16 protein-coding genes are annotated in these 14,175 nt (G+C 56.7%); 6 read left to right on the top strand and 10 right to left on the bottom strand.

The genetic code is table 11. The features are described 5' to 3' along the window. Nucleotides 1-74 precede the first annotated feature (74 nt). Complete coding sequence (locus NW815_RS09745) at nucleotides 75-917, top strand: SirB1 family protein (RefSeq protein ID WP_414342618.1); 843 nt, start codon at nucleotides 75-77, stop codon at nucleotides 915-917. An 89-nt stretch (nucleotides 918-1,006) separates the two neighbouring features. Here the strand turns inward: NW815_RS09745 and NW815_RS09740 are convergent, their stop codons facing one another. Both NW815_RS09740 and NW815_RS09735 read right to left on the bottom strand, forming a co-directional pair. Beyond that, complete coding sequence (locus tag NW815_RS09740) at nucleotides 1,007-1,189, bottom strand: hypothetical protein (protein ID WP_414342619.1); 183 nt, start codon at nucleotides 1,187-1,189, stop codon at nucleotides 1,007-1,009. Between the two features lie 200 nt (nucleotides 1,190-1,389). Next, entirely contained in the window at nucleotides 1,390-2,445 is a 1,056-nt protein-coding gene (locus NW815_RS09735) for a TauD/TfdA family dioxygenase (RefSeq protein WP_414342621.1), read from the bottom strand. Between the two features lie 326 nt (nucleotides 2,446-2,771). Between NW815_RS09735 and NW815_RS09730 the strand changes: the two genes are divergently transcribed. Beyond that, on the top strand, nucleotides 2,772-3,599 hold the full coding sequence (locus tag NW815_RS09730) for a DUF1350 family protein (protein WP_414390853.1): 828 nt from the start codon (nucleotides 2,772-2,774) through the stop codon (nucleotides 3,597-3,599). On the opposite strand, the gene NW815_RS09725 is transcribed toward NW815_RS09730, so the two are convergent. Continuing rightward, complete coding sequence (locus tag NW815_RS09725; RefSeq protein WP_414390850.1) at nucleotides 3,596-3,847, bottom strand: hypothetical protein; 252 nt, start codon at nucleotides 3,845-3,847, stop codon at nucleotides 3,596-3,598. The genes NW815_RS09730 and NW815_RS09725 overlap by 4 nt on opposite strands. 82 nt (nucleotides 3,848-3,929) lie before the next feature. Here NW815_RS09725 and NW815_RS09720 point away from each other — a divergent pair, with 82 nt between their 5' ends. Both NW815_RS09720 and NW815_RS09715 read left to right on the top strand, forming a co-directional pair. Beyond that, on the top strand, nucleotides 3,930-4,310 hold the full coding sequence (locus NW815_RS09720) for an Npun_F0494 family protein (protein ID WP_414390848.1): 381 nt from the start codon (nucleotides 3,930-3,932) through the stop codon (nucleotides 4,308-4,310). Nucleotides 4,311-4,359: 49 nt separating this feature from the next. Continuing rightward, nucleotides 4,360-4,599, top strand: a complete 240-nt coding sequence (locus tag NW815_RS09715) for a hypothetical protein (protein WP_414390845.1) — start codon at nucleotides 4,360-4,362, stop codon at nucleotides 4,597-4,599. A gap of 114 nt (nucleotides 4,600-4,713) precedes the next feature. Here the strand turns inward: NW815_RS09715 and NW815_RS09710 are convergent, their stop codons facing one another. The 4 genes from NW815_RS09710 to NW815_RS09695 all read right to left on the bottom strand — a co-directional run bounded on the left by NW815_RS09710 (nucleotide 4,714) and on the right by NW815_RS09695 (nucleotide 7,979). Then, entirely contained in the window at nucleotides 4,714-5,742 is a 1,029-nt protein-coding gene (locus tag NW815_RS09710) for a hypothetical protein (protein ID WP_414415954.1), read from the bottom strand. Nucleotides 5,743-6,086: 344 nt separating this feature from the next. Then, a complete protein-coding gene (gene ribD, locus NW815_RS09705; RefSeq protein ID WP_414415953.1) occupies nucleotides 6,087-7,199 on the bottom strand; it encodes a bifunctional diaminohydroxyphosphoribosylaminopyrimidine deaminase/5-amino-6-(5-phosphoribosylamino)uracil reductase RibD in 1,113 nt (370 codons plus the stop codon). A gap of 26 nt (nucleotides 7,200-7,225) precedes the next feature. Beyond that, nucleotides 7,226-7,420 carry a hypothetical protein gene (locus tag NW815_RS09700; RefSeq protein ID WP_011433441.1) on the bottom strand — a complete coding sequence of 65 codons (195 nt, stop codon included), beginning with the start codon at nucleotides 7,418-7,420 and terminating at the stop codon, nucleotides 7,226-7,228. Between the two features lie 121 nt (nucleotides 7,421-7,541). Beyond that, a complete protein-coding gene (locus NW815_RS09695; RefSeq protein WP_414388757.1) occupies nucleotides 7,542-7,979 on the bottom strand; it encodes a hypothetical protein in 438 nt (145 codons plus the stop codon). Nucleotides 7,980-8,167: 188 nt separating this feature from the next. Between NW815_RS09695 and ppc the strand changes: the two genes are divergently transcribed. Then, nucleotides 8,168-11,104, top strand: a complete 2,937-nt coding sequence (gene ppc / locus NW815_RS09690) for a phosphoenolpyruvate carboxylase (protein WP_414415952.1) — start codon at nucleotides 8,168-8,170, stop codon at nucleotides 11,102-11,104. 62 nt (nucleotides 11,105-11,166) lie between these two features. Here the strand turns inward: ppc and NW815_RS09685 are convergent, their stop codons facing one another. Beyond that, nucleotides 11,167-11,964, bottom strand: a complete 798-nt coding sequence (locus NW815_RS09685; protein ID WP_414391214.1) for a Ycf66 family protein — start codon at nucleotides 11,962-11,964, stop codon at nucleotides 11,167-11,169. A 181-nt stretch (nucleotides 11,965-12,145) separates the two neighbouring features. On the opposite strand from NW815_RS09685, the gene NW815_RS09680 reads away from it, so the two are divergent. Continuing rightward, nucleotides 12,146-12,547, top strand: coding sequence for a hypothetical protein (locus NW815_RS09680; RefSeq protein ID WP_414330894.1), 402 nt, complete (start codon nucleotides 12,146-12,148; stop codon nucleotides 12,545-12,547). 384 nt (nucleotides 12,548-12,931) lie between these two features. Here the strand turns inward: NW815_RS09680 and aroH are convergent, their stop codons facing one another. After that, nucleotides 12,932-13,306 carry a chorismate mutase gene (gene aroH / locus NW815_RS09675; RefSeq protein ID WP_011433434.1) on the bottom strand — a complete coding sequence of 125 codons (375 nt, stop codon included), beginning with the start codon at nucleotides 13,304-13,306 and terminating at the stop codon, nucleotides 12,932-12,934. A gap of 103 nt (nucleotides 13,307-13,409) precedes the next feature. Then, the gene (locus NW815_RS09670) at nucleotides 13,410-14,096 is read right to left on the bottom strand and encodes a V4R domain-containing protein (protein WP_414391215.1); all 687 of its coding nucleotides are present in this window, start codon (nucleotides 14,094-14,096) and stop codon (nucleotides 13,410-13,412) included. Between the last annotated feature and the right edge of the window lie 79 nt (nucleotides 14,097-14,175).

Genomic DNA, 14,175 nt, shown 5'->3' with positions numbered 1-14,175 from the left:
AGGGCGGGGCTTCTCGGCGGTTTAGCTAACCGAGATCCTTGCAAAGAACCTCAATATTTAATATTTAACATTTCATGAGCATTCCTGCTGCCCGTCAACGCTTTGCCCTTGAAATCCAATCGGAGCCCATCGATCTGGGTCGGGCGGCCCTCTGGATTGCCCAAGAAGCCTATCCCGATCTGGAGGTGGAAGAGTATGTGGCCGCTCTGGATGAGATGGCCGCAGAGGTGCAAGAGCGCCTTCCCCCGGAGCGTTATCCCCTGCGGGTCATCAAGATCTTGAATCACTATCTCTTTGAGGATCTGGGCTTTCGTGGCAATCGCGAAGATTATTACGACCCACGCAACAGCTTTTTGAACGAAGTGATCGATCGGCGCACCGGGATCCCGATTACGCTGTCGCTGATCTATCTAGAGCTGGCGCGGCGGATCGATTTTCCCATGGCAGGAGTGGGCATGCCCGGCCACTTTTTAATCCGGCCCCTGTTTGCAGGCGCCGAGATTTTTGTGGATCCCTTTCAGCAGGGGGAGATTTTATTTCCAGAAGATTGTCAAGAGCTTTTGTCGCAAATCTACGGGCCTGGGATCCCTTTCCAAGAACACCACCTACGCCCCACCCCTCCCCGCCTGATCTTGGTACGCTTGCTCAACAACCTCAAGCAAATTTATCTGAGCCGCGCCGAACTGGAACCCGCTTTGGCAGCAGCGGAACGGATCTTGTTGTTGATCCCTGAATCCTTGCCCCACCTAAGGGATCGCGGGCTGTTGTATTATCAGTTGGGCCGTTGGCAGCAAGCCTACCAGGATCTCAAGCGCTACTTAAAACAGGCGCCTTTCCACCCCGAGATCAATCGCTCTGATGAGCATTTAATCCGGGAAATTGTCGAGAGATTGGAATCTCATCCCGACTCATGCTAGGAGCATGCACAATTGCTCTCAGTTGTGCGTTGTGTAAGTGTGTAAGTTTTGAGCAAGATCTGCCGTCGTTTGCAAGCAAGGCTAGGTTTCTAGCAGGGATCGGAAGCAGCCCTTACCTCTTGGCGCAAAATGGCTTCCACCAGCTTATCTAAAGCCTCTAGATCAGATAGATCATAGTTTTTTTCCCAGAGGATTTGGTTAATGCTGGACTCCTGCTGCAGAGTTAAAACCGAAGATTGTAAAACCTCATCGATGATCTGGCGAATGCTCATCTTAACCTCGCAATCGTGAGAAGAATTGATGGCTTTGGCTCATAAGCCTAGAATGCTGGAAACGCTCTGCGATAGCCATCGTGAGGATCACGTATTTTGACATCAGAATCTGGGGCGACTCATCCAAACCCTTTCGGGGAAATCGCCAATAGTACTTTTACGGACTTGAGCTATGGATGGCGCTGAAGTCTGCGAACTTCTCAGGATCTTCTGAGACAGACCTGCTCCCCATTGAGGGCAGCTTGGGCCTCATCATCTGTTGCGAAGGCGGTGCGAATGATGCGCTCACCGGGATGGCGATCCCCTGCCGAAAGGCCGAGATCCCGCACCACAAATGAGCGCTGGATCCAGCGGTCGAAGCCATCGTAGCGGGGAGAGAAGGCAGTCCGTCCGTGAACGGTGCGGCGATTGTCAATACAGAGCAGATCCCCTGTTTCCAGCTTGATGCCTCGGTAGACAGCGTGGATTCCCTTCCTCAGGGCTTCTAGAGCCAGACTGGCTTCGGGGGTGAGCCCCACCATCAGGTCTTCGTCGTAGTTCCAGAAGGGATCCTCTCGACGGCCATACAGCACCGGCAAAATGGGTCCATTGATCAGGGCTTGCCGGTTGCCGAAGGAGTAGTCGATGCCGGTGCGATACAGGGGTTCAAACAGCAGCTCTCGATCGCGCTCTCCTAGCAGAGGCAGGACATGACGGATGCTGGCGTAGGTGGTTTCCGCCACACGATCATGGTCGGGGCGCAGGCAAAACAGCAGCAAAAACTCCGGTGAGTGGGGATGAAAAACCGTCTCGCGGTGAAACTGTAGCCGAGTGCGGGATCCCTCAGAAGATTGCACTTCTTCGCTGCCGGGAGTAGGCACCAAGTTTTGAAACAAATCCCCGTTCTTTTCTTGAATGTAGGAGACCAAATGCCCCAAGCGGCTGCCGATCATTGCCAAGCAGCGTTCGCTGACAAAAGTGGTTTTCTCCTCGGAGCGCTGCGCCAGAGCCGGTGTGCGGGTATGGTCTAGTCCGGGATCCACGGGCAAGCCCCGCAGCAGCAGGATCCCTTCCGAATTGGAATACAACTGAAACTCCAGCAAGGCCCGCCGCAAATGTCGGGGCAGCTCATCTGCCCGCATCTCGCAGTCCAGGAGAAATTCTTCTGTTTCCCGATAGGGATCGGGCCCAGGTGCAAAAAACAGGTTTATCGTCTTTTCATCAAAGCCCCGACAATCGATCAGCAGGCATCCTTTTGCAAGCTGTGAAGTCTTCATCACGATCCCTCACCACCCACTGCCCTAGTCATAGCAGCCACAGCAACTTTTGAGCAGGGATCCTACACTCAAAACCCAATCTCGGCGAGTGCAGCGCACCACCCCTCTGTAGGCTGTGTGAGAACCTCAGTCTGAGGCGGGGCAGAGTTTTGCCTGCTGCATCAGAAGTTAACTGGGGATCCCCATGTCTGGGCAAGATGTCCATTAGGATGAGTTCCAGGGGCTGGCCAGCGCGGGGAACCGGCGTAAAGTGGGCAAAGTGGGATCTGCCGAGCGCTGGGTTATGGGGAAAGCTTCAACAAACTCGCAGGCGAGGTTGCAACACCATGGCACCAACTTGGCAAACCGATGGGCATACTTGGTTCCTTCTGCCCCCTCAACCCCGCGCCGTCGTTCACTTTCTGGGTGGAGCTTTTGTGGGAGCTGCCCCGCAAGTGTTCTACAGCCGCCTGCTGGAAGAACTGGCCCGTATGGGCATGGCCGTTGTTGCCACCCCCTACACCACCGATATCGATCACGCCCAACTGGCACTCAACGCAGCCCAATCTTTGCACAGAAGCCTGCAAAGCAAGGGTTTGCTGGAGTTGCCCCTGTTTGGTTTGGGTCATAGCCTGGGCTGTAAGTTGCAGATCCTCTCTTGTCTAGCCGTTCCTTCTCTGGGATCCCAGCGGCGAGGCAATATTTTCCTGGCCTACAGCAATGCCGGGCTAGATCGGGCTTTGCCATTGCTGCGGCTGTTGGCTCAAGCTTGGCCTCAACAACAGCTTGCCGATCTGTGGCGGATGTGGATGGGATCCTCCTCGCCACCTGTGAATCTGTGGTTAGAGTTCGAGCCTTCCCCAGCAGAAACCAACCGCTTAATTGAGGAGCAGTATCCGGTTAGACACAACCTGCTTGTGGAATTTCGACAGGATGATATTGACGACATTCCTCTGCTCTACCAACAGCTTTGCCGCAAGTATCAAGGCTATACCGAGTGGCAGCATCTCGAGGGGGATCACCTCACTCCACTGGGTTTTAGCTATCCTTTCCAAGTCGGGCAAGAGTTCAGCCCCATCGATGCTTTTGGACAGTTGATCTACCAGAACCTACTGGCCCCCAACCACCAAATGATCCGAAGCATCCGAGCCTGGCTGGCAACCCAATTGGCCTAGTCAAGCCAGCTCAAATCGGAGAGCAGATCTTGAGAGTAAGAGTAAGGGGAGGAAGGTTGCGCTTGCAGATGAAACAACATCTGAAGGGTATCGCTCATCAGAAAGTAACAGGTCAAGACGCCGCCGGCAGCCACAGCCACCAGTGTCCCTGCCAACATGCGCGAGAACTCCTGACTCTGAAAAGCCTGCTCCATCAAGCGCAGCGCCCAGAATCCCAGGAGGACAACAATGGCAAGGATGATCAACATATCGTAATTTATTGTAACAAGCCTGCTGCTCAACGGCCATTGACAGAATTGAATAAGAACATAAGGACTCCCCTTGTCCCTCATGCTCCATGACTCTGAGTCAGTGTACAGAAGGGCTTGGCGTGCCTGGATTTGCAGCCCTTTTCGGTTGCCCTTGCTGCAGGCCATGAGCACAAAAGGGATCCCACCGGCAAAGATTGCAGGTTGGGCGGGCGTTCAAGCGGGCTACACCCGACGCCCGTTATCGGAAATGCGGGTGGATCAGGAGCTGATGTGGCTGATTCAGGTAGGGCTGTTGCGACGGGAAGTGGATGGGCAGGGGATCACCGACCGGTACCGTCTGGCACCTCTGGGTCGGCAGTTGTTGCAAGATCTGGAGAGGGATGAAGCTTTTGCCGGGATCTCGGCAAGCTGGGCAGACCACCTGCAGAATAGGCTGACCCGCTGGCGGCTGCTTCCCTGAGGATCCCCTACACTGGATCCAACGTTCAACGCTGCTCTTGAGGTGGGACATGGTACGGCCAAGGTTGATGCGTGCGCCCGGATCCCTGGCACTCCAACGTCCACTCCAAACCTCTCTGCAGCGGCGCAGCCAAGCGATTAACCGGCGCAGCAAATCTATCTACCGCAAAACCCGCTCCCTCTACCGACGCAACTTGCCCCTTTACCTGCGTAATTTGCTTTTGCAATACCGCACCAGCCTTATCTACAACCTCAAAGCCAGGCCTGTCAGCAGAACCCGTCGAGGATAGCAAGCCCCCCTCTGGATCCCAGCACAACAGTCTTCACCCCGTCGGAGTTGGTGATGGAGATTGTCCACCCCCAAGCCTGTGTAACCCCGTAGGAGGGGTACTTCTTGCAGGAGACTATTGGATTGTGAAGCGGCCAACTCCCACCTTCTCGCCGTTGACATGAATCTCGACGCGGTAGCGGCCGGTGTAGGGCTGGCTGAAGCTCAAATAGCCTTGCACCGTGTCGCCGGGATCCCAGGGAACATCGAGCTTGCGGATTAGTTGCTCGCCCCCAGCTTCTCCGCCCTCGTAGTACCAGAGCATCTCCACCTTGGCGTTGGCAGGAAGGTTGCCCACCGGCAAGATGGCCCAGATCAAGGTGTCAGTGGTCTTGAACTCGGTTGTGGCCTCGCCAGGGCTGCCGTCCCCCCGACCTCGGTACAGGCCGATTGTCTTCAGCCCCGCCCCTTTGGGGATCTCTCCGCTGTAGGCACGGGCATCTGCTTGCGCTTCCTGACCCAGGCGATCCAGCTCAGCCAGCAAATCTTCCTGCTGCTTCAGGGCATCGGTTGCTTCCTGCAGCCACTGGGCGATCTGCCGCTCTGAGGTTGGGACTTCTGAAGCCGGGGAAGAAGGCTGTGCAATCGCCCCGCTGAGGTTGCGAATGGGAAAACCCTGAGCTGTCCCCACCTCGCTGCCCAGTAAGTTCAGCCAGCGGCTGCGCAGTTCAGGCATCATCTGGGGCTTGGCGGCGTAGGCAATGCGCACACTGCCGCGCGGGCCTCGGGTGATCCGGCCAATCTCATGTTCCTCAACTCCACTCACCGTCCCACGGCAACCAGCACTGCGGAACTCGTAGAGCACATCTTCTTCGCTCTCCCGATGAAACTCCCAAGTCGTTTGGGGGCAGCTAGCCAGGAGGTTGTCCCGCATGTGGTTGGCGAGAAAGCGCGGCGATCCCTGGACATGAACGTCCATGACGGAGAGCATTTCTCTCCAAGAGGCCAAGCTCTCTCCAGGCCGTGTGAGAAGGGTTAGAGTAACCCCTTCTAGGACTTGATGATCGGCGAAAATCCACTCCCCTGGATCCCCCTCGATGACGACGTTTCCCGATGGGCTGAGGAAAGCGGATGCAAACAGTAGGCTGGCAAAAAGATTCAACACAATGCCCTTCCTTATCCTGGGATTTGTACTTGAAAATGAGATAGGACGACTTTCAAGCCGCTCACTGGGCAAGCAAAGAAGGGCTGGACAAAGAGGCTAGAGTCTTCGTCGTTGCCGTTTGCAAGGCTCACCTCAGAAGAATCTTGATAGATTCCTATAGCTTGATTTTGCTAACCTTACCCAAATGTTATTGACTCCCCAGAACGCCGACTAGCTTAGCACAATTTAGCTCAATTCTGAACCCTATTATGCAGAAATGTTGTGTTTTTCTGATGAGTATATCCATTTACATTGAAAAGACAGCAGCCTGTTCGTTCAGAAACCTCATGGCAATTGAAAGCTGGTTACTGTAGTAAGTCACTGCGGCCAACTGAAGAGGAGATCTTTCCGGTAATTAGCCAGTTATCCCCCAAGGTCTCCAGCCGCGGCTCCACCAGTTGCCAGCTTTGGTTGACATCAGGGATCCCCTCCCCTGCTACCGGGGTTGGCGCAGCGGCTCCGCCTAGGATCTTGGGAGCGATGAAGGCGGCTACTTTCTGGATCGCCCCATCTTTGAGGGCTGCCCAGGCCAGCGTGCCCCCGCATTCCCAGAGGGCACTCAGACACCCCCGCTGAAAGAGCATCTGTGCCGCCCGCGAGGGGGTTACTTGGGGCAGATGCAGCAGCTCCACCCCCTGCTTGGCCAGGGATCCCCACAAAGGATGGGTTGCCACAGCTTCTGTGATCACCAACGTCGGCGCTTCTTCCACCTGCCACAGATGGGCGACGGGAGGTAGGTTCAGGGAACGGCTGAGGACCACCCGCAACGGCTGGGATCCCTGCAACTCCGCCAGACGACAGGTGAGGCGCGGATTATCCTGCCAAACGGTTCGGGATCCCACAATCACCGCATCGTGCCAGGCCCGCTGTTGGTGTACCCACTGCCGCGCCAGAGGGTTGCTGATCCAGCGGCTGTGGCCGGTGGCGGCGGCGCTCTTGCCATCCAGGGTCATGGCGTATTTCAGCAGGCCGAAACACTGTTGCCGCACAATGGCGAAGGCAAACCCCTCGTTCAGCTCCTGGCACTCCCACTCCAGCACTCCCACCGTCACGTCGATCCCCGCCTCCTGCAGGCGTCGGATCCCTTTGCCAGCCACCAAGGGATTGGGATCCTGCATCCCCACCACCACCCGCCGGATCCCGGCAGCTAGGATGGCCTCGGTACAGGGAGGGGTACGGCCATAGTGGTTGCAGGGCTCCAGGTTGACGTAGAGCGTTGCCCCTCTGGCCAGGGATCCCGCCTGTTGCAGAGCCAACACCTCCGCATGGGGCTGCCCTGCCCCCGGATGAACGCCTTCCCCCACCACCCGATCCCCCTGCACGATCACGCAGCCCACCCGTGGATTGGGAGAGGGACGCTGAGGTGTGGAACGGGCCAGGGATAGACACCGTTCCATCCACTGCTGATCCGAAATCATAAAATGGGCATCCGCTCCAGAGCGGCTCAAGCCGGTGACAAGGCTGCCAACTTGCGGTTGAAAGCTGCAATTGCCTTGGATTCTAGCTCTGCCACCTGCAATGCGTAGTCGCGGGCGCGGGCCTTTTGTTCGTTGCTGACAATCTCTCCCGAACGCAGGCGATCCAACAAATCGAAGGGATCCAACACCTCATCCATCGGGAAGCGGCCCAGATGAATCATGATCGGCAGGCATATTCTTCGCCAAGAATCAGAGCGGAAGTGAGCGTGGGTGATTCCCTCTCTCCCAGCTTGAGGGTGGGACGAGCCTTGCGGCCAACCACCACCTGGCGATGGGTCTCGATCACTGCTCTGGCCCGATCCAGATCTTGATTTTTCCAATCCACAGCCAGCCTGAGGCGGTGGGCGATGAAATCCGCAGTGGCGATGTAGAGCAGAGAAGGATCAAAGCATAAACCCGCGTCTGGGCAGTTGACGCCACCGTTGCACAAAACGCCGGGAAGGTGATCCCCGCCTCCACCACCGTGGTCACCCCTGAGCGGATCCCCGCCTCATCCGCCGGCAGACAAAAATCCCCCACTGATGTAAAAACATGGGTGTGAATATCGATCCAGCCAGGGGTGAGGAGCTGCCCTCGCAAATCCACAACTTCTGCCCCACAGACAGGCAGGTGGCGTCCAATTGCAGCGATCTTGCCCTCCTCCACCCGCAGTTGCCCGATTTTGTCCAATCCCTGGTCGGGATCCAGCAGATGTGCGTTGATAAACAGGGTGGCAGCCACCAGAACTCCTGTCAACAAGGCGTTAGACCGGTATTGCGGCAAGGTAAAACACTTTTTTCTTGCAATTTGTAGGCTCAACTACAAAATCCGACGCGGAGAAGACCGCAATCTGAGCGTGATACCTGCTACATCTGCCGTTTCGACAAACAGGCTCTAATATTGGGATGGTTATTCTAGGAGCTGCCTTCATGACCTCTTCCCCCCACCTGACCGCTGCAGAGGGGGCAGCGGGTTCTGCCAACGGGCTGAAGGAGGCATCCCTGTTTGGGGAACGGGATCCCTTGGCCCATTCCCTCCAAGTCCACGAAACCTTCAACCGCAGGAACAACCTGTTGAACCGTCGCCTGCAATTGGTGGAAGAACTCTGGGAATCGGTGATCCTGCAGGAGTGCGGTCAGTCTCTGGTGGATCTGTTGCAGCGACTGCGTTCCATGTGTTCCCCAGAAGGACAAGCCCTGGAGTACCCGATCCCAGAGGTACTACAAATTATCGAGTACCTCAGCCTCGACGCCACCATCCAAACGGCACGGGCCTTTGCCCTCTTCTTCCAGTTGATCAACATTGTTGAACAGCACTACGAACGGGCAGAAGACTCGGACATGCGCATGGTGGATAGCCAACAACGTACCGTGCGAGAAAACGAAAAATTTGAACGGCTGTTCCCTTACCTGCGGGCTCAAGGGGTGCCGCCGGGCCTACTGCGCAGATTGCTGGAGCAGTTGCACATTCGCATGGTCTTTACCGCCCACCCCACCGAGATCGTCCGCCACACCATCCGCGAGAAGCAACGAGCTTTCTCTCGCCTGCTCGGCCAACTGGATTGGGCAGAACAAACCCAGCCTTTGCAGGCCCAGATGATAAAAGAACAGATGGCGGAAGAAGTTTTGCTTTGGTGGCGCACCGACGAGTTGCATCAGTCCAAGCCGACTGTTTTGAACGAAGTCGATTACACTTTGCACTATTTTGAAGAGGTGTTGTTTCAGGCCATCCCCCTGCTGCACGAGTACCTCAGCCGCAGCCTGAAAAAAGCTTTTCCCAGCGTCGAGCCACCGCCGGCAGGATTTTGCAACTTCGGCTCGTGGGTAGGCGGGGATCGGGATGGCAACCCTTCCGTTACCGCCGATGTGACTTGGCAAACGGCCCGCTATCAGCGCAACCTCATCCTGGGCAAGTACATCGAATCGGTGAAGGCTCTCACCAAAACCCTGAGCATTTCCCTGCACTGGGGGGATGTGGACAGCCAACTGCTGGATGCCCTTGAGCAGGATCACCGCCTCATGCCTGAGGTTTACGAATCGTTTTCGCTGCAATATCGCCAGGAGCCTTACCGCCTCAAGCTCAGCTACATTCAGCGGCGGCTGGAGTTAACGCGGGAGCGCAACCGCAACTTGGCCGACTCCGCTTGTTTGCCCACCCCTCCCCCTGTGGACAACGCCTATGCCAACGCGGAAGAATTCCTGGCCGACTTGCAGCTTATCCAGAAAAGCTTGAAAAACAGCGGCCTTTCCTGCCGTCAGTTGGATCATCTCATTCAACAGGTACAGGTGTTTGGCTTTCACCTGGCCCATCTGGATATCCGCCAAGACAGCAGCTACCACGAAGCCGCTCTCACGGAAATTTTCGAGTACCTGCGCATTTTGCCGCGCCCCTACAGCGAGATGACGGAAGAGGAAAAAACCGCCTTTCTCCTGCAGGAGCTGCAAACCCGTCGGCCTCTGATACCGCTGGAGATCGCCTTTTCAGAGAAAACGGCAGAGCTGATCGCCACCTTTCGCACCCTGCGCCGCATGCAGCAGGAATTCGGCTTGGCCATTTGCCAAACCTATGTGATCAGCATGAGCCGCCAGTTGAGCGACCTGTTGGAGGTGCTGCTGATGGCCAAGGAGGTGGGGCTCTACGATCCCATTAGCGGTCGCGGATCCCTGGCGGTGGTGCCGCTGTTTGAGACCGTCGAAGACCTGAAGCGGGCCCCGGAAGTTTTGCGGCAGTTGCTGGAGATCCCTTTCTATCGCCAGTACTTGGCTCAGCAGGGAAATCTGCAGGAGGTGATGCTGGGCTACTCCGATAGCAACAAAGATTCCGGCTTTTTGAGCAGCAACTGGGAGATTTACAAGGCTCAACAACGCCTGCAGACGGTGGCCGAATCCTACGGGGTGAAGCTGCAGATCTTCCATGGCCGGGGCGGTTCGGTGGGCCGTGGAGGGGGCCCGGCTTACGAGGCCATCTTGGCTCAGCCAGGGCGCAGTGTGGGGGGCCGCATCAAAATTACCGAACAGGGAGAGGTGTTGGCCTCCAAGTATTCCCTCCAGGATCTGGCCATTTTTAACCTGGAAACCGTCACCAGCGCCGTGATCCAGGCCAGCCTACTGCGCACCTACCCCAACGATCTGCACGAGTGGTCGCGCCTGATGGAATCCTTGGCGGAGCGCTCCCGGCAGGTGTACCGTAACCTGGTCTACGAGCAGGAGGGCTTTGTGGAGTTTTTCCACGAGGTCACCCCCATTGAAGAGATCAGCCAACTGCAGATCAGTTCCCGTCCCGCCCGCCGCAGCGGTAGCCAAAAAGACATCGGATCCCTGCGGGCCATTCCCTGGGTATTCAGTTGGACGCAAAGCCGCTTTCTCTTGCCGGCCTGGTATGGGGTTGGCACCGCCCTACAAGAATACGTGGCCAGGGGCGAGCACAACCTCAACCACCTGCAGCACCTCTATCGCGAATGGCCTTTCTTCCGCATGGTGATCTCCAAAGTGGAGATGACTCTGGCCAAGGTGGATTTGCAAATAGCGCGTCACTACGTGCGGGAGATGAGCTCTCCAGAGCGTCTAGAGCGGGCGATGGAGCTGTTTGAGTGTATTGCCCAAGAAATGCACCGTACTCGCACAATAGTGCTGCAGATTACGGGTCACAGCGAACTGTTGGAGAACGACCCTTATTTGAAGCGCTCGGTGCAGTTGCGCAACCGCTCTATTGTGCCCCTCGGCTTTATCCAAGTCTCTCTCCTCAAGCGCCTGCGAGAGCATCAGGGATCCCGCACCGGACGAACACGCTACGACCGAGCTGAACTTCTGCGTGGAGCTTTACTTACCATTAACGGCATTGCCGCCGGGATGCGCAACACAGGCTGAGGGATCCGACTAATTGACCCTGGCGCTGCTTCTATCAAGTTCAGATCGGCATTGAGAGCCTATCAGAACAGATCGTCATCATACTCTTCTGGCTCCACCTCTACTGGCTCTACTTCGACAACGCGGCGGGAAGAACGGCGGGGGGGTTCATCCGCGTAGCTTTCCCCTTGGTCTTGGGGCAACCGTGGGGGACGGCGACGAGTAGCTGTACCTGTGCTGCGCTCTTCCTGCACATCCACATCCTCTGGATACTCTTCGGCAGGGCGACGGGGGCGGCGGGCCTCTGGCGGCGGTGCTGGTTCATCGTAGTCCGTATCCTGACGCGGGCGGACCCCTGGCTCCTCGTAATACTCATCCCCTTCGGGTCGGCGGCGGGGACGCACACGGGTATCGCTGGTCAGTTGGGGCCGCGGGCGACGGCTCGGCTCTGCGCTGCCTTCGGGAATGGAGCGGGTGGAGGAGGTGTCGCGAATACGGGATCCCTCAGCCCGGGTGGAAACCGTGCGCCCTTGGGCATAGCCATCCGGGGGATAGGTGCGGCTGAAGCCTTGCCGCCGAACGGTCGGACGAGCCCCGCCCACCTGCCGTGCCTTTTCACTCAAGAGGATGCGCAACCGGAAAGTTTCGAGGGCAAACCAGCCGGCCATCACCGCCAACAGCACCTGGGCAAAGAACAGCAACGGAATGAGCCGCTGACCTTCCAAGAGCAAACAGACGGAATAGATCAGGCCCATCGTGGCAAAAATCACGTCGTACTCAGCGGAGGCCTCGCGCTTGATGAACCGAACCGCGAAGATGGCTCCACTGGCAATCGCCACCAGCGCTGCCATCAAAAAGTAGGGGCTTTGGGTGAGAAACATGCCAGGGATCCCTAAACGATGAAAACGGGAGAGCGTTGAGCCTTATCCATTCCACAGCCGATCCTAGCATTGATCCTCCTGGTGGCACGGACAACAAAACCCAGGTTTGGGTGTAGGGACGGGATCCCTCTTCAATAAAAGGGATCGGTGCTAAAATCGGCAGCATCTTCCTGCATGTTCCATGCTGTATCTGGCACGGGTACACAAAAAAAGTCTCTTCGGCCAGGGGGAGCTGCAGCTCTTGGCCCGGCAGGCCGAGGACGGGGTTTGGATGCCGCTGCGCAAGCCAGAAGGGGTCACCTGCAAAGAGGTTGGCCCTTACAACATTGGGGTGTTGCTGCTGGTTGAGCTTTCGGAAGAGCGGCAGGTACGGCGGGTGGAAGAGGCAGCCATGAAGCTGGTGGAGATGTTGCACAACCTATCCCGAACCCACAGTCTGGTGGATCTGTCGGAGATTGAAAGCTGGCGGCAATCCTTGACTCGGCAAAGCCAAGAGCTGAGCCGTCGCGAAGCAGAGGTGGCCGCTCGCCAAGAGCAACTGCAACAGTGGGAAAACCGTCTGCGAGAAAAGCTGTCTCCTTGAGCTCTCAGATCTACTCTTATCTTAAGTAGAGTCATTTTAAGCTAATTGAGAAGCCCCCCAAGTGCTCTGTGCCGCTGCCATCACCCCATCTCCCAAAAAGAAAGGGGAGCTGGATGGAAATGTTTCATACCTGTTTAAAATGACTGTAAGTCCAAGTAAGTCTATGAGTGAATCTGGATGTTCTGCGCCTTCCCAAATCAGTAGTGATACGACCCGGATCAACTTGAGTTAAGCCATTCTTTTCCCCCAGAATAAGCGGGGCAAATCCGGGATCCATCATGCCCCATGTTGCCCATGGCAACAGACTGTCCCACCTCCAGTGTAGAAATCCCCCGACTTTAGTCGGTGAGAGTGTCAACCCTGTGCTGGTGCTGTATGGATCGATCAAACAGTGCTGAGATCTGGCCTTAACTCGCGGGCACCTCGCAGATAAACATGCTGCATGTCCGCTTGAGCAAGTGGAGTATTCAACTGGATCAAAACCCGAATGCAACGGGGTAAGTCGCCGCTCACCTCCATCTGTTGCACATCCAACAGAGGCACCGACTCCCAACCGGGGCGACGACGAGCAAACTGGGCGGGAAAAGCTGCATTTAAATCAGGGGTAACGGAAAAAATAACGCTGACTAGTTCAGCCGGATCGAGGGCGTTGCGGTGCTCTAGCGTATCCAGCAGCTCAGCCACCGCCGCGCCAATGGCCTCGGCACTGTTTGTAGGTACGGTGATGGCTCCCCGAATTGCTCTGACTCGCCACCCCAATGGCCACACCCTCGCGCGCTTGAGCTCGCCTTGCTTCCAGAAAATTATACAGACTCATCCCTGTTGGGATCCCATCCCTCTGGGGAAAACCAGCCCCCATCGCCTAGCTGGGCTGCAGGAGCTTTTCCAGGATCTGCTCGTGGCTGAGGCCGGAGTCCACCCAGGCTTCTCCCTCTTTGAGGCGGGCGGCAGCGGTCACGACAAACAAATTGCTCTCTGCTCCCAAAGCCTCGCTGGCGGTTTGCACGCAGAGCAAATCCTGGCCGGTTAGCTGGCTAAACCAGGTGGCCAACAGCCCCGCCTCCAGAAAGCCCATCGGCCGCTTGAAATGGGGAGGCGTGACGGCAGCGAAGGGGGAATTGCGAATCGACACCACCAGCACTCCTTGATCTTTGTAAGTCCAGTCGATCTCGATCAATCCCCAGCCATGAGTTTTCCAAGCTTGTCTCAGACTTTGCAGGAAAAGGCCCATCTCCAGCTCGGCCAAAGGCTTCTGGTAGTAGTCGGAGAGTTCTTGGGCAAAACGGCGGAAAAACTCCTTGCCCCACATCCGACCACAGTTGCGCAATACCAAACGAGCAGCCTGGCCAGTCTCGTATTCCAGGCCCGTGTAGATGCCCCGCAGCAATGCTTCTGGAAGGGCCAAGAGACGTTCACCGTGGCGACTTTCCAGTAAGCCCGATTCCAAATCGCTTCGCAGATAAGCGCTGGGTGTGTAGTAGTTGGCCAAAACAGGCGTATAGGGATCGAAGTTGACTGAGCCATTGGAGATAGAGCTGGTGCCGTTCATAAGGGATCCCCTGGTTATCAAATCCGATCAGGAAAGTCGTTATTGGGCTATGAACTACCCCACCGCATAGGCGGATGGG

Source organism: Synechococcus sp. R6-7, from assembly GCF_047461695.1.
Lineage (GTDB): Bacteria > Cyanobacteriota > Cyanobacteriia > Thermostichales > Thermostichaceae > Thermostichus.
The sequence above is the reverse complement of the archived record's forward strand: the minus strand, read 5'-3'. Positions and strand labels throughout refer to the sequence as shown.